The 17,421-nt window shown below is 64.4% G+C and carries 14 protein-coding genes; 9 read left to right on the forward strand and 5 right to left on the reverse strand.

What is annotated here, in order from left to right:
* Positions 1 to 108 precede the first annotated feature (108 nt).
* From ugpC to BM045_RS17105, 4 genes are all read left to right on the forward strand, one after another.
* Positions 109 to 1,194, forward strand: coding sequence for an ABC transporter ATP-binding protein (gene ugpC, locus BM045_RS17090; RefSeq protein WP_092185429.1), 1,086 nt, complete (start codon positions 109 to 111; stop codon positions 1,192 to 1,194).
* 172 nt (positions 1,195 to 1,366) lie between these two features.
* Positions 1,367 to 2,644: a type 2 periplasmic-binding domain-containing protein gene (locus BM045_RS17095; RefSeq protein WP_092185431.1), complete on the forward strand. Its 1,278-nt coding sequence runs from the start codon at positions 1,367 to 1,369 to the stop codon at positions 2,642 to 2,644.
* A 59-nt stretch (positions 2,645 to 2,703) separates the two neighbouring features.
* Positions 2,704 to 3,582 (forward strand): carbohydrate ABC transporter permease, encoded by an 879-nt coding sequence (locus BM045_RS17100; RefSeq protein WP_092185433.1) that lies wholly within the window; start codon positions 2,704 to 2,706, stop codon positions 3,580 to 3,582.
* 62 nt (positions 3,583 to 3,644) lie between these two features.
* Positions 3,645 to 4,472, forward strand: a complete 828-nt coding sequence (locus BM045_RS17105) for a carbohydrate ABC transporter permease (RefSeq protein WP_092185559.1) — start codon at positions 3,645 to 3,647, stop codon at positions 4,470 to 4,472.
* Positions 4,473 to 4,483: 11 nt separating this feature from the next.
* On the opposite strand, the gene BM045_RS17110 is transcribed toward BM045_RS17105, so the two are convergent.
* Together BM045_RS17110 and BM045_RS17115 are read right to left on the reverse strand one after the other, a co-directional pair.
* Entirely contained in the window at positions 4,484 to 5,206 is a 723-nt protein-coding gene (locus BM045_RS17110; RefSeq protein ID WP_092185435.1) for a cytochrome c biogenesis CcdA family protein, read from the reverse strand.
* A gap of 5 nt (positions 5,207 to 5,211) precedes the next feature.
* Positions 5,212 to 5,622 carry a TlpA family protein disulfide reductase gene (locus BM045_RS17115; protein ID WP_092185437.1) on the reverse strand — a complete coding sequence of 137 codons (411 nt, stop codon included), beginning with the start codon at positions 5,620 to 5,622 and terminating at the stop codon, positions 5,212 to 5,214.
* Positions 5,623 to 5,839: 217 nt separating this feature from the next.
* Between BM045_RS17115 and BM045_RS17120 the strand changes: the two genes are divergently transcribed.
* From BM045_RS17120 to BM045_RS17145, 5 genes are all read left to right on the forward strand, one after another.
* The gene (locus tag BM045_RS17120; RefSeq protein WP_092185561.1) at positions 5,840 to 6,757 is read left to right on the forward strand and encodes a sulfurtransferase; all 918 of its coding nucleotides are present in this window, start codon (positions 5,840 to 5,842) and stop codon (positions 6,755 to 6,757) included.
* Between the two features lie 73 nt (positions 6,758 to 6,830).
* The gene (locus tag BM045_RS17125; RefSeq protein ID WP_092185439.1) at positions 6,831 to 8,042 is read left to right on the forward strand and encodes a YeeE/YedE family protein; all 1,212 of its coding nucleotides are present in this window, start codon (positions 6,831 to 6,833) and stop codon (positions 8,040 to 8,042) included.
* Positions 8,043 to 8,479: 437 nt separating this feature from the next.
* Positions 8,480 to 9,076 (forward strand): DUF6969 family protein, encoded by a 597-nt coding sequence (locus BM045_RS17135; protein ID WP_092185441.1) that lies wholly within the window; start codon positions 8,480 to 8,482, stop codon positions 9,074 to 9,076.
* Positions 9,077 to 9,132: 56 nt separating this feature from the next.
* Positions 9,133 to 10,257, forward strand: a complete 1,125-nt coding sequence (locus BM045_RS17140) for a metallophosphoesterase family protein (RefSeq protein ID WP_092185443.1) — start codon at positions 9,133 to 9,135, stop codon at positions 10,255 to 10,257.
* Positions 10,254 to 12,884: an AAA family ATPase gene (locus tag BM045_RS17145; RefSeq protein WP_092185445.1), complete on the forward strand. Its 2,631-nt coding sequence runs from the start codon at positions 10,254 to 10,256 to the stop codon at positions 12,882 to 12,884. The genes BM045_RS17140 and BM045_RS17145 overlap by 4 nt, the downstream gene beginning before the upstream one ends.
* Here the strand turns inward: BM045_RS17145 and mce are convergent.
* The 3 genes from mce to BM045_RS17160 are packed head-to-tail and all read right to left on the reverse strand — an operon-like array spanning position 12,881 to position 17,417.
* Positions 12,881 to 13,291: a methylmalonyl-CoA epimerase gene (gene mce / locus BM045_RS17150; protein ID WP_092185446.1), complete on the reverse strand. Its 411-nt coding sequence runs from the start codon at positions 13,289 to 13,291 to the stop codon at positions 12,881 to 12,883. The two genes, BM045_RS17145 and mce, sit on opposite strands and share 4 nt — an antisense overlap.
* Positions 13,288 to 15,405: a methylmalonyl-CoA mutase gene (gene scpA, locus BM045_RS17155; protein ID WP_210185037.1), complete on the reverse strand. Its 2,118-nt coding sequence runs from the start codon at positions 15,403 to 15,405 to the stop codon at positions 13,288 to 13,290. The genes mce and scpA overlap by 4 nt, the downstream gene beginning before the upstream one ends.
* The gene (locus BM045_RS17160) at positions 15,402 to 17,417 is read right to left on the reverse strand and encodes an acetyl-CoA carboxylase biotin carboxylase subunit (RefSeq protein ID WP_092185450.1); all 2,016 of its coding nucleotides are present in this window, start codon (positions 17,415 to 17,417) and stop codon (positions 15,402 to 15,404) included. Before BM045_RS17160 ends, scpA begins: the two co-directional genes overlap by 4 nt.
* Between the last annotated feature and the right edge of the window lie 4 nt (positions 17,418 to 17,421).

Here is a 17,421-nt window from a genome sequence, read left to right on the forward strand (position 1 = left end):
TTGACTTAGCCGATCTAATAATCTGAATAGTAATATAAATGGAGGGGAAAGGGCCGCAGAGCCACCCCCTCCGAGACGTCAGGGCCAGGGCCCGGCAGAGGAGAAGCAATGTCCGATATCGTCCTCAAAGAGGTCAGCAAGTCCTATGGCGCCGTGAGCGTGCTGGACAAGGTGTCCATGCATATCCAGTCGGGCGAGTTCATTGTCTTCCTCGGACCATCGGGCTGCGGCAAGTCCACCCTGCTGCGCATGATCGCCGGCCTTGAAGAGTGCAATGACGGCGAAATCTTCATTGGCGGCGAGCGCGTCGACCAATTGCCGCCCAACCAGCGCGGCGTCGCCATGGTGTTCCAGAATTATGCGCTCTATCCGCATATGACGGTGCGCGACAACATGTCGTTCGGCCTGGAGAACGTGAAGACACCCAAGGCCGAAATCACCCGCCGGGTGGAAGACGCGGCCCGCATGCTCGAAATCACCCAGCTGCTCGATCGCAAGCCGGCCCAGCTTTCGGGTGGCCAGCGCCAGCGCGTCGCCATCGGCCGCGCCATCGTGCGCGACCCCAAGGCATTCCTGCTCGACGAGCCGCTGTCCAACCTCGACGCCGGCCTGCGCGTCCGCACCCGGCTCGAGCTGGCGCAGCTGCACAATCGCATCAAGGCGACGATGATCTTCGTCACCCATGACCAGATCGAAGCCATGACGCTGGCCACGCGCATCGTGGTGATGAACAACAAGAAGATCGAGCAGATCGGTACGCCGATGGAAATCTATGCTCGACCGGCAACGCGGTTCGTCGCCAGCTTCGTCGGCTCGCCAGCGATGAATTTCGTGCCGGTGGCCGCAGTCAGCGATGTGGGTGGCAAGGCCGCCATCACCTTCGCGGGCCAGCAGCCGGTGCAGACGGCCGTGCCAGTGGCCGGCCTGCCGACAGGCAACCTGACGCTGGGCATTCGTGCCGAAGCGGCGCGCATCACCCATGACGGCACGGGCATCAAGGGCGTCGCCGATGTGATCGAGCGCCTGGGCGAACGCACGCTGGTCTATACCAAGCTGCTCGACGGCACGATCCTCGTGGCCGAGGACGAGGGCATCTCGACGATCCAGCCCGGCGACAATGTCAGCATCGCGCTCGACGGCAATGCCGCCATCGTCTTCGACGCGGCCGGCAAGGCATTTCACGCCGCCGTCTAGCGGCATCGCAATATCGGGACAGAGCGCGACAAGCGCCACACCGCAATGGTGAGCCCCTCAGAGGAATTCAGCACTGCTCCAGCAGTGATCTGAACACTGGCGCGGATCGCATCGCCGGCGAGCCGCAATGCCGAGGAATGGCGCTGGGGACAACCCCCAAGGGAGGACGAACGTGAAGACTTTTTTCAAGATCGCCATGCTGTCGACCGCATTGCTGTCGATTGGCGCTGCGCAGGCTGCGGAAGACGTGGTCTGGTGGGACTTTCTGAGCGGTGGTGACGGCGTCCGCATGAAGGCGCTGATCGAGCAGTTCAACACCGAACATGCTGGCGAGATCACGATCCAGCCGACGACGCTCGAATGGGGCACCCCGTTCTACACCAAGGTGCAGACCTCGGCCGCCATCGGCGAAGGTCCTGACGTCATGACCTATCACCTGTCGCGCGTGCCACTCGGGGTTGCCTCGGGAGCCCTGGCCCCGATCAGCGCCGAAGACCTCAGCAGCGTCGGCCTCAGCGGCGACGTGTTCGCCCCGGCCAACTGGGAAGCCGGCCAGAGCGAAGGCGCGCAGTATGCCGTGCCGTTCGATATCCACTCGATCATCCTCTACTACAACAAGGACAAGCTGGCTGAAGCTGGTCTGCTCGATGCGAATGGCCTGCCGACCGGCCTCGATGGCGCCGAGAACTTCACCGCTGCTCTCGAAAAGCTGAAGGCCGGCTCGGAATATCCGCTGTCGCTGCAGACCTCGGGCGACGGTACCCCATGGCGCGTGTTCTACTCGCTGTTCGGCCAGCAGGACGGCACCTTCCTCGCTGAAGACGGCACCTTCTTCCCTGATGAAAGCATCCCGAAGGCCGTCAAGGCCGTCGAGACCATGGCCAGCTGGGTTGAAGGCGGCTACGCCCCTGCCCTGACCGAATATGAAGGCTCGGTTGCCCTGTTCACCTCGGGTGAATCGGCTCTCCACCTCAATGGCGTGTGGGAAGTCCCCACCATGGCTGACCTCGCTGCCAAGGGCGAGCTGGGCTTTGAATGGGGCGCTGTCGCTGTCCCGACCTTCTTTGACCATCCCGCCACCTGGGCTGACTCGCATGGCTTTGCCATTCCGAACAATGTCGGCAAAGAAATGACCCCCGAGAAGAAGGCTGCCGTTCTGGAAGTCATCTCCTGGATGAACAAGAACTCGCTCGCCTGGGCCAATGCCGGCCATATCCCGGCCTATACCCCGACTCGCGAAAGCGAAGAGTTCAAGACCATGCAGCCCAACGCCACCTATTCGGTGCTGGCTGACACGGCCGTGTTCGATCCGAAGTCGGTTCTCGCTGGCGTGGCTTCGCCTGTCTACGACGCCGTGGCCAACTATATCAGCCCCGCCATGAACGGCGAGCTGGGTGCCCAGGAAGCCATCGACGAGATGAAGGCCGACCTGCAGGACCAGGCCGACTAATAACGATCAAAGGTCCGGCGGTATGGCCCGCCGGACCCATTCTTTGAGGCGGGAACACCATGCTTAGGAATCATTCACGCGAGACGGCAGTCGCGCTCCTCTTCGTACTGCCATTCGTCTTGATCTATGGCGTGCTGTTCCTGTGGCCGACCGTGCAGATGGTGCTGCTCAGCTTCACCGATGCGCCGCTGATCGGGCCGGGCAAGTGGATCGGCATCGAGAATTATGTCGAGATGTTCGACGACCGGCGCTTCTGGACCTCGGTGCGCAATACCGCCTATTTCGTCGCGCTGACGGTGATCCCCAATACCCTGATCGGCCTGGCCATCGCCATGATGGTGTCGCGCCTCAAGGGCTGGCAGCAGAGCATTATTCTGGCGATGTTCTTCCTGCCCTATATCCTGCCGGTGTCGGTGGTCTATCGCATCTGGAACTGGATGTTCAATCTGCAGTTCGGCATCATGCAGTATCCGCTGACCTGGATTTTCGGCGAGGCAACGCCGGTGTTCCGCACGCAGTGGATGTTCATGCCGGCCGTGGCCTTTGTCACCATCTGGTGGACCTGCGGCTTCAATATCCTGCTGTTCCTGTCCGGCCTGCGCTCGATCTCGACCGATATCTATGAAGCCGCAGCGCTCGACAATGCCAGCCGCTGGACCATTTTCCGCCGCATCACCTGGCCACTGATCTGGCCGGTGACGGCGCTGGTGCTGACCATCCAGCTGATCCTGCAGCTCAAGATTTTCGACCAGGTCTATCTCTTCGTGCAGGGCGGGCGACCCGACCCTTCGATGGTGCTGGTGCAATATATCTACAACCAGGCCTTCCAGAAGAACGAAGGCGGCTATGCCGCGGCCGTCTCGGTGGCGCTGTTTGTCATCGTCATCGTCTTCTCCGTCCTGCAGTTCCAGTTCCTTCGTGCCCGAGGTGAAAAATGAGCGTCGCTGAAAGCCGCAATCCCGACCTCGCTGCTACGCAGGCGCCAGCCAAAATGCGGACCATGAAGGCGCTCGATATCGGTGGACTGATCCTGACGCTGATCACGGTCATCTTCGCCGTGCTCTGGGCTTTCCCGATCTATTGGGGCGTCATCACCTCGCTCAAGCCCGAGTCGCAGGTGATCGCCAAGACGGTGGAATTCCTGCCGCGCACCTGGACGATCGAGGCCTATTGGCAGGTGCTGGTCAATACGATGATCGGCCGCTGGTACATCAACTCGCTGATCACCTCGCTGGGCGTCACCGCCATCACGCTGGCCACTTCGGCGCTGACCGCCTATGCGCTGTCGCAGCTGCGGTTTCCGGGCCGGCTGGTGCTGTGGTACCTGATCCTGGCCAGTTTCATGGTTCCGCTGACCGCGCTGATCGTCAACCACTTCATCCTGATGGCGCAGTTGCAGCTGATCAACAACTGGATGGGCGTCATCCTGCCCCAGCTGATCCACCCGGTGGTGATCATCGTCTACAAGAACTTCTTTGACTCGGTGCCCAAGGAATATCGCGAAGCCGCCAAGATGGATTCGGCCAGCGAATGGCGCATCTTCTCGCGCATTTACCTACCGATGAACTGGGGCGTCACCACGGCTCTGGCTATCGTCACCTTCATCGGCGCCTGGAACAACTTCCTCTGGCCGTTCCTCGCGGTGTCGAAGCCCGAGATGATGAACGTGGCCGTCGGCATCACCCAGGTCAACGACGCCTTTGGCGTGCAATATGCCCGCGAACTGGCTGCTGCTATCCTCGCTGCTTTGCTGGTTGCCGTGCTCTACCTGATCTTCCAGCGCCGCGTCACCCAGGCCATCATGCTGTCGGCCGGGGTCAAGGGCTAAGGCCCAACGCTCTAGAGGCTGGGACGCGGTTCCCAGCCGGTCAGCGCCAGTTCCCAATCGGGGAACCAGGTGAGCAGCAGGATCTGGATCTGACGGTCCCAGCCAAAGAAGATGGCGAGGCCTGTCAGCACCAGGATGGCGCCAAGCACCTGCTGGATGCCGCTGGCGTTTTGCTGGAACCAGCCGAGCCGGCGCACCAGCTGGCGGCCGCCGAGCATGATGGCGGCCATCGGCAGGGCCGTGCCGAGTGAGAAGGCCAGGGTCACCGCCAGCGCACCGGCATCGACCTGCTGGTTAAGCGCCAGGGTAATGACCGAGGCCATGATCGGCCCGACGCAGGGGCTCCAGGCGAGACCCAGGCCAGCGCCAATCGCCAGCCCGCCGCCAAAGCCCGAACCATTCTGCGGCACCGGCAGCCTGCTCGCGAGGTTGCCTGCCAGGCGCTCGAAGCCGCGATGCAGTGGCGGCAGGGCCAGCACGAGACCGAGCAGGATCAGCACCGTACCGGCCAGCAGGCGATTGAGATCGGGCGGCACGCCGAGCGCGCGGACTAGGTAGCTCAGCGCCAAAGTGGCCAGGGTGAAGGATGCAACAAAGCCGACGATCAGCCCGATCGGGCGCGCCCTGCCCTCTTGCGCGGCGGAGCCGAGAATGACCGGGAGCAGCGGCAGCACGCAGGGCGACAGCACCGTGATGATGCCGGCGAGGAAGGCAAAGCCAATGGTGACGAGCATATCTGTTAGCTGGCGCTATTGCTGTTGAGGCCGTCAACGCCGCCGCTGTTCCAGGATTTGACGCCATTGCCCTGCGCATCGAGCAAAACGAACGTGTCCTGATAGGTCACGCCGAACTTGCCCTTGAGGGCGGCTTCCTTGTCATAGTCGGCAATCACCAGCGTCAGGTCCGGGTCGACCTCGTCGAAGCGGGCATTGAGCTCGGTAATGGTGGCGCGGCAATTGGGGCACCAGGCCGCATAGAAGAACACCACCGTCTTGCCGGCCGCCGCCAGCTCATTGACCTGCGCCTCGCTCTGGAAATCGATCACCGCGGCGCGCGGCGCAGCCTGTTCGGTGGCGGCCTCCTGCGCAAAGCCGGAAAGCGGCAGGACGGCGAGTGCGAAAGCAACGAGGAGACGGAGGATCAGGGTCATGGTCAATTCGGGTCGGGAAATCTCGGGGTGGCCGCAGTATCGTCCCTGGGCCGCGACCTGCCCAGCCGGGCATGAGAACAATCCTTCGGCTCAATCTCGACCCATTAGATAGATTTTCTAATGGCGCGCACGGGTTTGGAAGTCCTTGGGCCGCGCTTTGCGCCGCGACATGCAATTATGCGCCACCTTCCGTAAGCCGCATCTCAAGGAGTTTTCCATGCGTCTCACCCTCGCTGGCGCCGCCATGGCCGCCGCACTGCTGTTCACCGGCGCTGCCCATGCCGAGCGCCTCACCGAGCAGCCGCTGGTCGATAGCGCCTGGCTCAAGGACCATCTCGGCAACCCAAGCCTGGTCGTGCTCGACATCCGCGACGCGACCGATGCCGGCGATCTCTATGCCGCCGGCCACGTCCCCGGCGCCGTTGCTGCCCCCTATGCCGCTTCGGGCTGGCGCGCCAAGGTCGGCGATGTCCCCGGCCTGCTGCCTACCGAAGACGCTATCGAAAAGCTGGTTTCCGGCCTCGGGGTTTCCAATGACAGCCATGTCGTGATCCTGACCGGCGGCGCCAATGCTTCCGACTTCGGTGGCGCCACCCGTGTCTACTGGACCTTCAAGGTCTATGGCTTTGACAATGTCTCGATCCTCGACGGCGGCTATGCGGCCTGGACCAAGGCCAATGGCGAACTCTCGACCGATGCCGTGACCCCGGTTGCCGCGACCTTTGACGCCGCCTTCCGCCCGGAACTGCGCGCTGAAGTTGCTGAAGTCAACGAAGCCATCGCCAATGACGTGAACCTGATCGACGCCCGTTCGGTGGCCCAGTTCATCGGCCAGGAAAAGACCAATACCGTTCAGGCGCTGGGCCACATCCCGTCGGCGGTCAACATCAACTTCGACAAGTTCTATGATGCCGAAAAGCCGGCTTTCGCCAGCGCCGACGTCATCGCCCAGCTGGCCAAGGCTGCCGGCGTCAATGACAGCGAAGGCTTCATCTCCTTCTGCAACACCGGCCACCTCGCTTCCATCGCCTGGTTCGGCCTGTCGGAAGTCGAAGGCCTGCCGAATGTGCGCCTCTATGATGGTTCGATGTCCGACTGGACCTCGGATCCGAGCCGCCCGGTTGTCACCAACTGATTGATCTGAAATACCCATTGTGAAGCTTGCCCGGGCGTCGAGTCCGGGCAAGTTCGTTTTATCGAGGCATTTGATGACTGATACGACCGCGGGCCAATTGCGTCCGGCCCCCATTCCCTTCGATCACGGCCCGGTCTGGTTCGCCAGCCTGGCGCTGGCTTTGGGCACCTTCTCCATCTGGCAGTTGGTCGACCTGCGACAGGCGGCGCTGTTCCTGATCGGCAGCCTGATGGGCCTGACGCTTTATCATGCCTCCTTCGGTTTCACCGGCGGCTGGCGGCGGTTTGTCGTCGAACAGCGCGGCCATGCCATGCGCGCACAGATGCTGATGATCGGCGTCGCCGCACTGGCCTTTATTCCGCTGCTGACGCTGGGCAATCCCTTCGGCATGCCGCTGGCTGGAGCGACGGCCCCGGTTGGTGTCTCAGTCTTGTTCGGCGCGGCGCTGTTCGGGCTCGGGATGCAGCTGGGCGGCGGTTGCGGTTCGGGCACGCTGTTCACCGTTGGTGGCGGCAGCAGCCGCATGCTAGTGACGCTGGCCTTCTTCATCATCGGTGCCCTGCTGGGCACGGCGCACCTGCCTTTTTGGCTGACCCAGCCATCGCTGCCGGCAATCAGCCTCGGCACCAGCCTCGGCGTGCCGCTGGCCCTGGTCGTGACCTTCGCCGGTCTCGCTGCGGTGGCTGCCATCACCATCTTTGTGGAACGCCGCTCGCATGGCAGTCTCGAAGTGATCAAGACCCCAGCCAATCGCGGCTGGACGCGCTTTTTGCGTGGTCCCTGGCCACTGATCGGCGCCGGTCTGGCGCTGGCCGGGCTCAATATCCTGACGCTGCTGGTGGCCGGCCATCCCTGGTCGATCACCTATGGTTTTGGCCTCTGGGGCGCCAAGATCGCCCAGGCCGTCGGCGTGCCCGTGGCCAGCTGGGAATTCTGGACCTGGCCAGCCCAGGCCCAGGCCCTGCAGGCCAGCGTGCTTGAAGACTCCACCTCGGTGATGGATTTCGGCCTGATCCTTGGCGCGGCGCTTGCGGCAGGTCTGGCCGGCAAGTTCGCCCCCAAGGCAGCACTGCCACTGCTGTCGCTGGTCGCCGCGGCGATTGGCGGCGTGCTGATGGGCTATGGCGCACGCCTCAGCTTTGGCTGCAATATCGGCGCGCTGTTCTCGGGCATTGCCTCGGGCAGCGTGCATGGCTGGCTGTGGTTCGCCGCGGCTTTCGTCGGCAGCCTCGGCGGTATTTTCGCCCGTCCCCTGTTCGGTCTCGATGGGTTCAAGTCCAAATGAGCGCTCGTAATACGCTACTGTTCGGCGCTGCCGCCCTCGTCGCCACTGCCGCCGTCGCCGCCGACCACGTGACCAGCGCGGCCCGCGCGCCGGCACCGGTTCCCGCCGCTGCTGCTGCGGCCAACCCTTGCGCGGCTGCTAACCCTTGCGGGGCAGCCAACCCCTGCGCTGCAGGCAACCCCTGTGCCGCGGGCAATCCCTGCGCTGCATCGGCGCCGGCCAATCCCTGCGCAGCGAGCAATCCTTGCGCGGCGGGTGCTCCCGCAGCCGCGGCAAACCCTTGCGCCGCCGGTGCTCCGGCCGCCGCTGCCAACCCCTGTGCAGCCGGCGCACCCTGTGCCGCTGCGGCACCGGCCCCGGCGGCCAATCCTTGTGCGGCGGGTGCACCCTGTGCTGCGGTCAATCCCTGCGCGGCAAGGGCGCAATAGGAGGCGGGCATGGACGCAGAGCGCGAGCGGGCAACGCAGGAAGCCGCGTTTTGCGAGCGGCTGCTCGCCAAGTCGGGCGAGAATGTGCTGCGCGAAACCCTGCGCGATGCGCCGGTCACCGCCTGGGAGCACTATCCGCCCGGCGACGTGTTCGACCCAGAAAGCGGTGGGCAGTGGTATTACCACTGCCACCTGCCGCCGGCCGATGACGTCGAGCACGGGCACTTCCACTGCTTCGTCCGCCCCGCGGGCGCGCAGGGTCCAGTGCATCACCTGATCGCCATTGGCGTCGATGCCTATGGCAGGCTGCACCGGCTGTTCACGGTCAACCAATGGGTGGTCGGCGACGCCTGGCTCGATGCCGAGCCGACGATTGCGCTGCTGCCGCGCTTCGACATGCAGCTGGCCAAGCCGAGCTATCTGGTCAACCGCTGGCTGACCGCCATCGTGACGCAATACCAGTCCGAGATCGAACAGCTGATCCGCGAGCGCGATGTGGCCCTTGCCGGGCATGCGGTGGGTGGGGACCTGGATGCCATGCGGCAGAACCGGGAATTTGAGGTGATGTCGTCGCTGGTGATTGGGGCACCGGCTAGGGCAGGCTAGCGCATACGCTCTTCATGCAGTTGCAATTGCCCGCGCGCTGGGCTCTGTGTGAAGCCATGTTTCGTTTCCTGCACAGCTCTGATTTGCACCTCGGCAAGCGCTTCGGCAATTTCCCTGACGACCTGCGTGGCCGCTTGCGCGAGGCGCGGCACGGCGCCATCGGCAGGCTGGCGGCACAGGCCCTTGCCAATGGTGCCAACACCATTCTGCTGGCCGGCGACACATTCGATACCGAAACGCCGACCCCGGCCATCCTGCGCCAGGCGCTGGCGGAAATGGGGCGGCATGCCAGCCTGACCTGGATCATGCTGCCGGGCAATCACGACAGCCTGCTGGCCGATCAACTCTGGGACGCGGCACGGGCCGCGGCGCCAGCCAATGTGGTGCTGGCGGTGACGACGGCGCCGATCGACCTTGCGCCTGATATCACCGTGTTGCCGGCGCCCTGCACCGCGCGGCGGCCGGGGCGCGATTTGACCGACTGGATGAGTTCCGCGGCAACGCCGGAGGGCACGCTGCGTATCGGCCTCGCCCATGGCGCGATCCAGCAGTTTTCCGAGGATACGGCGGCGTCCGACGTCATCGCGCCCAATCGCGCCACGCTGGCCGGACTCGACTATCTGGCGCTGGGCGACTGGCATGGCCAGATCGCCGTCAATGAGCGCACCTGGTATAGCGGCACACCCGAGCCGGATCGCTTCAAGCATGACCGGCCGGGCAGCGCGCTGCTCGTGACGCTGGATGGCGCCGGCGCGCCGCCGCAGGTCAGCGCGGTCGAGACGGCGAGCTTTACCTGGCGCGATCTGTCGCTGGAGCTGTTGTCGGGCGAGGATGGTGTCATGGCACTGGAGACGCTGTTGCCGATAGCGGTTGATCGGCGCCAGACCCTGCTTCGGGTGATGGCCAATGGCCGGACGCGACTGCCGGCGCGCACGGCCCTGCTGGCGGCGCTCGACCAGATCGCGCCCGACTTTGCCCATCTCGAAGTGAACGCCGACGGGCTGGCCACCGATGCCGATGCGGCCGATCTCGACCGGATCGATCGCAGCGGCGCCTTGCGCGATGCAGCCAATGCGCTGCTGCTGGAGAGCCAGGATGCTGCGCGCTCCGAGGCCGAACGCGAGATAGCCAATGCGGCGCTGGTGCGGTTGTTCACCTATTGCGAGGCCATTGCGCCATGAAGCTCACCGCGCTGCGGCTGCATAACGTCAAGCGTTTCGGTGGGCATGGCGTGGCCATCGAGGGCATTGGCGACGGCGTCAATGTGCTGACGGCGGCCAATGAACATGGCAAATCCACCGCCTTCGAGGCGCTGCATGCGCTGTTCTTTCAGCCGCATACCAGCGCCGGCAAGAGCGTACAGCTGCTAAAACCCTATAGCGGCGGCAATCCGCTGGTCGAGGCCGATATTGCCGCGGCGGACGGGCAGTTTCGGCTGACCAAGCAGTTTTACACCGGCAAAAGAGCGGAGGTGCGCGATCTCGGTACGGGGCGGCTAATTGCCCAGGCCGACGAGGCCGAGGCTTTCATCGGCGAATTGACCCGCGGCGGCTCGGCCGGGCCGGCCGGCCTGCTCTGGGTGCGGCAGGGCATGACCGGCATCGAACAGCGCAGCAAGGGCGACGAGGAAAGCGACAAGCGCGTGCGCGAAACGCTGCTGTCGTCCGTGCAGGGCGAAGTCGAAGCACTGACCGGCGGCCGCCGCATGGCGGAAATTCTGAGCGCCTGCGAGGAGGAATTGTTCAAGCTGGTGACGGCGACGCTGCGCCCCAAGGCGGGCGGGCGCTATGCCGGGGCGATTGAGGAGCGCGATCGGCTGGCGTCGGACGAGGTGCGGCTGGCGAGCGAAGTCACCACTTTGCGTGAGGCGCTGGACAAGCGCCGGGTGGCCCGCATGCGGTTGACCGAGCTGGAACAGCCGGACGAGCAGAAGGGGCGCAAGGATGCGATTGCGGCGGCCGAAGCTGCCTTCGAAGCGGCCAAAAGTCATAGCGAGGCGCTGAAGGCGGCAGAAGCCGAGGCGACATTGGCGCGGCATCACGCGGAGAAAGCCGCCACTGATCTGGCTGGGTTCACCGCGGCGCTGGAGCAGGCGGGAAGACTAGCGCAGCAGCGGGTCGAGACGCAGACGCGGCGCGACCAGGCCGTGAGCCAGCGGGCCATGGCGGCGGCGGAGAGCGATCAGGCTTTGGCCGCGGTAACGACGGCCGAGACCGAGGAGCGCGAGCATCGGGCGCTGCTGACCCGCCTCGATGCCGCCATGCAGGCGCGGGATGCGGCGGACAGGCTGGCGCAATTGCGCGGTCAGCTTGAGCGAGCCGAGGCGGCGCGGCTCAGCGTCGAGCAGGCGGAAGCAGCCTTGGCGGTGCTCATCATTGCCCCGGCGGCAATTGCGCAATTGCAGACGGTTGAGCTGGACCTCGTGCGCCTGCGGGCGGCGCAGGAGGCGACACTGCCGACGCTGCGGATGGACTATGCGGCCGGCGGCGAGGGCACGATTACCGCAGGCGGCGTGCCTGTGGACGGTGGTGCCGATGTGGGCTTTGCGCATTCCTTGCGGCTGGATATCGCCGGCGTTGGTGCGCTGACGCTGCGGTCCAACCGTCCGGCTGAAGCCGATCGCGGTATCGAGCAGGCGATTGGCAAGCGTGACAAATTGCTGGACGCGCTTGGCGTCGAGAGCTTGGCTGCTGCGCTACAGCGGCAGGCGGAAGCACAGCAAAAATCTGCTGCGCTCGATCTGGCCCGCCAAAGGCTCGCCGATCTGGCACCGCAAGGTCTTGCCGCGCTGCAGGCCGAGATTGCCCGCTGGGGTGATCTCGGTGCGGTGGACCTTGTACTCAAGGGCGATCCGGCCGCATTGCGCGTGGTTCATGCCACGCTGGCCCAAACTATCGACATGGCACGAAACCTTGCCCGCGAGCGACAGCCGGCCTTGGCACAGGCCACCACGGCGGCCGTGGCAGCCGAAGCGCGGCTCGCTGTCATTGTGGCCGAGATCGCGACGCTCGACAGCCAACTTGGGCCAGTGGCCGAACGTGGCGCCCGTCAGGCGGCGCTGACCGAGGCACGCATACGCCTACAACAGGCACACGCTGCCGCCGAAGCCCATGCCGCTGCGCTTCGACCAAAAGCGCATGATCTGGTGGCGGCCGAAGCCACATTGCGCAGGTTGCGCTCGGTGGCAGCGGCGGCCGATCAGGAGGCGGGCCAATTGCGCGTCACGCTGGCCGATCTCAATGGCAATATCACCGCCCGCGCCGATAGCGCAGTGGAGGAGGTCTGGCAGGAGACCAACGAGGCCTTGGCCAAGGCCAGTGCCGATGTGGCGCGGTTCGAAAGCGAAGTCGCCGTGCTGACAAGGCTCCGCGCTGGCCTCATTGCTGCCCGCTCGTCGGCGCGGGACCTCTATCTCAAGCCCGTGGTCAGCGAATTGCTGCCGCTGCTCGGCCTGCTGTTCGACGACATTTCCATCCAGTTCGACGAAGACACCCTGCTGCTGCAATCGGTGCGGCGCAACGGGCTGGACGAACAGGTCGAGCGCCTCAGCGGCGGCATGCGCGAGCAGCTATCAGTGCTGACCCGACTGGCCTTTGCCAGTCTGCTGGCCCGCGATGGCCGGCCGGCGCCGGTGATCCTCGACGATGCTCTGGTCTATTCCGACGACGACCGCATCGAGCGCATGTTCAATGCGCTGCACCAGCAGGCGCGCGAGCAGCAAATCCTGGTCTTCTCCTGCCGCCAGCGCGCCTTTGCGAAGCTCGGCGGCAATGTGCTGCAGATGCAACCGTGGACGCCGACGGCTTAGCTGGCCACCTGCTCCAGCTCGATCAGCGTGCCGTCAAAGTCCTTGGGATGCAGGAACAGCACCGGCAGCCCATGCGCCCCGGTCTTGGGCTTTCCATCGCCCAGCACCCGCGCGCCGCTGGCGGTCAGCATCGCTGCGGCGGCAAGAATGTCGGGCACTTCAAAGCAGATGTGATGCATGCCGCCTGCCGGGTTCTTGGCCAGGAAAACCGCAATCGGCGAGCCCGCGCCCAGCGGCTCCAGCAGTTCCACCTTGGAATTGCCGGTGTCGATGAACACCACCGTCACCCCATGCTCGGGCAAGACGATTGGCTGGCCGACATGGGCACCCAGCAGGTCGCGATATTTCGCGGCAGCTGTGGCCAAATCCGGCACGGCGATGGCGATGTGATTGAGGCGGCCGATCATCGATTGGAGAGCCTTCCCTCGATCTCGTTAAGCACCGAAAAGGCGGCGCTCAGCACATTGGTGCCGGGACCGAAAATCCCGGCGACACCCGCATCATAGAGGAAGTCATAATCCTGCTCGGGAATGACGCCGCCGACGATGACGGTCACGTCGCCCAATTCGCGATCCCACAATGCATGGATCAATTCCGGCACCAGCGTCTTGTGCCCCGCCGCCAGCGAGGAGACGCCCACCGCATCGACCTTGAGCGCATCGACATGCGCCGCCACTTCCGGCGCCGTCTCGAACAGGTCGCCCATATGGACGGTGAAGCCGAGATCGGCGAAGGCCGAGGCGATCACCTTGGCGCCGCGGTCGTGACCGTCCTGCCCCATCTTGGCGATGAAGATCGACGGCGCGCGGCCCCGGGCCGCCTTGAAGCTCTCGATCCGCCCAGCGATGGCGACAAATTCCGGATCGTCGCCGTAACCATCCGCATAGACGCCGGAGATGACGCGGGTGATCGCCGCATGGCGGCCAAAGACGTCTTCCATGGCCGAGGAAATCTCGCCCAGGGTCGCCCGCGCCCGGGCGGCTTCGATGGCCGCCTCGAGCAGATTGCCCTCGTCCTTGGCCGCATATTCGCGCAAGGCCGACAGCATGGACTGGCATTTGGCCTCGTCGCGGCTGGCGCGGATGCGCTGCAATTGTGCCACCTGTTCCAGCCGCACTTTCGCATTGTCGATGTCGCGCACTTCGATTGGGTCTTCCACATCGAGCCGGTAGCGATTGACGCCGACAATGACATCCTCGCCGCGATCGACCCGCGCCTGGCGCTGCGCCGCCGCCTTTTCGATCTCGAGCTTGGGCCCGCCGGACTGCACTGCCCGGGTCATGCCACCGGCCAGTTCGGCCTCACCGATCAGCGCCTTGGCTTCCGCCACAAGTTGCGCCGTCAGCGCCTCGACATAGTATGAGCCGCCCAGCGGATCGACCACGTCGGTGATGCGGCTTTCATGCTGGAGGATCAGCTGCGTATTGCGTGCAATGCGGCTGGAAAATTCAGTCGGCAGCGCGATGGCTTCGTCGAAGCTGTTGGTGTGGAGGCTCTGCGTCCCGCCCAGCGTCGCGGCCAAAGCCTCGATGGTGGTGCGGACGATATTGTTGTGCGGGTCCTGCTCGGTCAGCGAGACGCCCGAGGTCTGGCAATGGGTGCGGAGCATTTTGCTGCGCGCATCCTTTGCGCCCAGCCCGGTCATGATCTCGCTCCACAGCTGACGCGCCGCGCGGAGCTTGGAGACTTCCAAAAAGAAGTTCATGCCAATGCCGAAAAAGAAGCTCAGCCGCCCGGCAAAGACATCGATATCGAGCCCGCGCGCCTGTGCAGCGCGGACATATTCCATGCCATCGGCCAGCGTATAGGCCAGCTCCTGCACCGCCGTCGCCCCGGCCTCGTGCATGTGATAGCCCGAGATGGAGATCGAGTTGAATTTCGGCATATGCCGCGCGGTATGGGCGATGATGTCGCCGACGATGCGCATGCTCGGCTCGGGCGGGTAGATATAGGTGTTGCGGACCATGAACTCCTTGAGGATGTCGTTCTGGATGGTGCCGTCGAGCTTGTCCTGGCTGACGCCCTGCTCTTCCGCCGCGACGATGAACATGGCCAGCACCGGGATCACCGCGCCATTCATGGTCATCGAGACGCTCATCTGATCGAGCGGAATGCCGTCGAACAGCACTTTCATGTCTTCGACAGAGTCGATCGCCACACCCGCCTTGCCGACATCGCCGATGACGCGGGGATGGTCGCTGTCATAGCCCCGATGGGTCGCCAGATCGAAGGCAACCGAGAGGCCCTTCTGCCCCTTTTCCAGAGCCTGCCGATAGAAGGCATTGCTTTCCCGCGCCGTCGAGAAGCCGGCATATTGCCGGATCGTCCAGGGCCGGTTGGCATACATGGTCGCCCGCACGCCGCGGGTGAAGGGTTCCACGCCGGGGGTTGCCGCGCCCTCGCCGAAGTAGACGGGTTTGACCGGGATGCCGCCATAGTCGCGGTCGAGCGATGACAGGGGCGTGTCGCGGAGTTCCTTTTGGGCCAGTTTGGCCCAATGGGCGAAGCTGTTGCTCATCACACCGCCTCGAATTCGAGGATCACCGCATCCACCGCCAGCACGGCGCCAGCCACGGCATGCACCTTGCTCACGCGAGCGCGCTTTTCGGCCTTCAGCACATTTTCCATCTTCATGGCTTCGACAATGGCCAGCGTCTGGCCATCCTCCACCACATCGCCTTCGCTGACATCGATCCGCACCACCTGCCCCGGCATGGGGCAAAGCAGGAAGCGGCTCATGTCGGGCGGCACTTTCACCGGCATATGCCCCAGCAAGGCCGCGACATGCGGCCGGACCACCATGACCTTGAGATCGGCGCCGCGATAGCGGATGCGGAAGCCGGCCGTCGTGGCATTGACCTTGAGCACCGAGGTCTCGCCGGTCGACCAGGTCACGCTGGCCAGAGTCTCACCCGGCTGCCAGGCAAAACCCTGAGCGGTGAGCGCGGTGTCGAACAGGTTCAGTTCCCAACGCCCAGCCGGATCGAGCCGATGCAGGGTCACTGGGATATGTTCGCCCGCGATCACCACGACATATTCGCCATAGAGTTCTGAGGTCGAGACCAGCGGCGCATGCGCCACGAGACCCTTGCGATCCTCCTGCACCAACCGCATCATCGCGGCGGCCGAGGCCACCTCGATCAGCCGGCCGCGCGGCAATTCGGCGCCGGAAAAGCCCTCGGGAAATTCCTCGGCGATATAGCCGGTGGTCAGCTGCCCTTCGCGGAAGCGGTCCTGGTCCATCACGGTCGAGAGGAACGGCAGGTTGTTGCCGACGCCTTCTACTTCAAAACTATCCAGCGCCTCAGCCATGGCGTCGATCGCCTCGAGCCGCGTCGGTGCCCAAGTGCAGAGCTTTGCGATCATCGGATCGTAGAAGGTGGAAATCTCGCCGCCTTCGAAGACGCCAGTGTCATTGCGCACGGCCAGCTTTTCGGACGCGCTTTCCGCCGGCGGCCGGTAGCGGCTCAGCCGGCCGGTCGAGGGCAGGAAATTGCGATAAGGGTCCTCGGCATAAAGCCGGCTCTCGATGGCCCAGCCCTTTCGCTGCACCTCGGCCTGCGTCAGCGCCAGTTTTTCGCCATTGGCGACACGCAGCATCAGCTCCACCAGGTCCAGCCCGGTGATCAACTCGGTCACCGGATGTTCCACTTGCAGCCGCGTATTCATCTCGAGGAAATAGAAATTGCGCTCGCCGTCGACGATGAATTCCACCGTGCCGGCCGAGGTATAGCCAACCGCCTTGGCCAGCGCGACCGACTGCTCGCCCATGGCTTTGCGGGTGGCTTCATCCAGAAAGGGGCTCGGCGCCTCCTCGATGACCTTCTGGTTGCGGCGCTGGATCGAGCATTCGCGCTCGTTGAGATAGAGCACGTTGCCGTGCTGGTCGCCGATCAGCTGGATCTCGATATGGCGCGGCTCGGTGACGAATTTCTCGATGAAGATGCGATCATCGCCAAAGCTGGATGCGGCCTCGGACTTGCTGCGCTCGAAACCCTCGCGCGCCTCGGCATCGTTCCAGGCAATGCGCATACCCTTGCCGCCACCGCCCGCCGAGGCCTTGATCATCACCGGATAGCCGACCGACTGGCTGATTTTCACCGCCTCGTCGGCATCGGCAATCAGCCCCATGTGGCCAGGCACGGTCGATACACCGGCCGCCGCCGCCAACTTCTTGGACGTGATCTTGTCGCCCATCGCCTCGATGGCTTTGACCGGCGGGCCGACAAAAATGATCCCGGCCGCCTCCAGCGCCTCGGCAAACTTGGAGTTTTCGCTGAGAAAACCATAGCCCGGATGCACCGCCTGCGCCCCAGTCTGCTGGCAGGCCGCAATGATCCTGTCGATCTGCAGATAGGAATCCTTGGCCGGCGGCGCCCCAATATGCACCGCCTCGTCAGCCATCCGCACATGCAGCGCCTCGCGGTCGGCGTCGGAATAGACCGCTACGGTGGCAATGCCCATTTTCCTGGCCGTCTTGATGACTCGACAGGCAATCTCGCCGCGATTGGCGATGAGGAGTTTGGTGATCACGCTA

The sequence above is a fragment of the Devosia sp. YR412 genome, from assembly GCF_900110945.1.
Taxonomy (GTDB): domain Bacteria; phylum Pseudomonadota; class Alphaproteobacteria; order Rhizobiales; family Devosiaceae; genus Devosia.

Coding starts and splice junctions, on each gene's coding strand:
- ugpC (WP_092185429.1), top strand. CDS start 109: ATGTCCGATATCGTCCTCAAAGAGGTCAGCAAGTCCTATGGCGCCGTG.
- BM045_RS17100 (WP_092185433.1), top strand. CDS start 2,704: ATGCTTAGGAATCATTCACGCGAGACGGCAGTCGCGCTCCTCTTCGTA.
- BM045_RS17105 (WP_092185559.1), top strand. CDS start 3,645: ATGAAGGCGCTCGATATCGGTGGACTGATCCTGACGCTGATCACGGTC.
- BM045_RS17110 (WP_092185435.1), bottom strand. CDS start 5,206: ATGCTCGTCACCATTGGCTTTGCCTTCCTCGCCGGCATCATCACGGTG.
- BM045_RS17115 (WP_092185437.1), bottom strand. CDS start 5,622: ATGACCCTGATCCTCCGTCTCCTCGTTGCTTTCGCACTCGCCGTCCTG.
- BM045_RS17120 (WP_092185561.1), top strand. CDS start 5,840: ATGCGTCTCACCCTCGCTGGCGCCGCCATGGCCGCCGCACTGCTGTTC.
- BM045_RS17125 (WP_092185439.1), top strand. CDS start 6,831: ATGACTGATACGACCGCGGGCCAATTGCGTCCGGCCCCCATTCCCTTC.
- BM045_RS17135 (WP_092185441.1), top strand. CDS start 8,480: ATGGACGCAGAGCGCGAGCGGGCAACGCAGGAAGCCGCGTTTTGCGAG.
- BM045_RS17140 (WP_092185443.1), top strand. CDS start 9,133: ATGTTTCGTTTCCTGCACAGCTCTGATTTGCACCTCGGCAAGCGCTTC.
- BM045_RS17145 (WP_092185445.1), top strand. CDS start 10,254: ATGAAGCTCACCGCGCTGCGGCTGCATAACGTCAAGCGTTTCGGTGGG.
- mce (WP_092185446.1), bottom strand. CDS start 13,291: ATGATCGGCCGCCTCAATCACATCGCCATCGCCGTGCCGGATTTGGCC.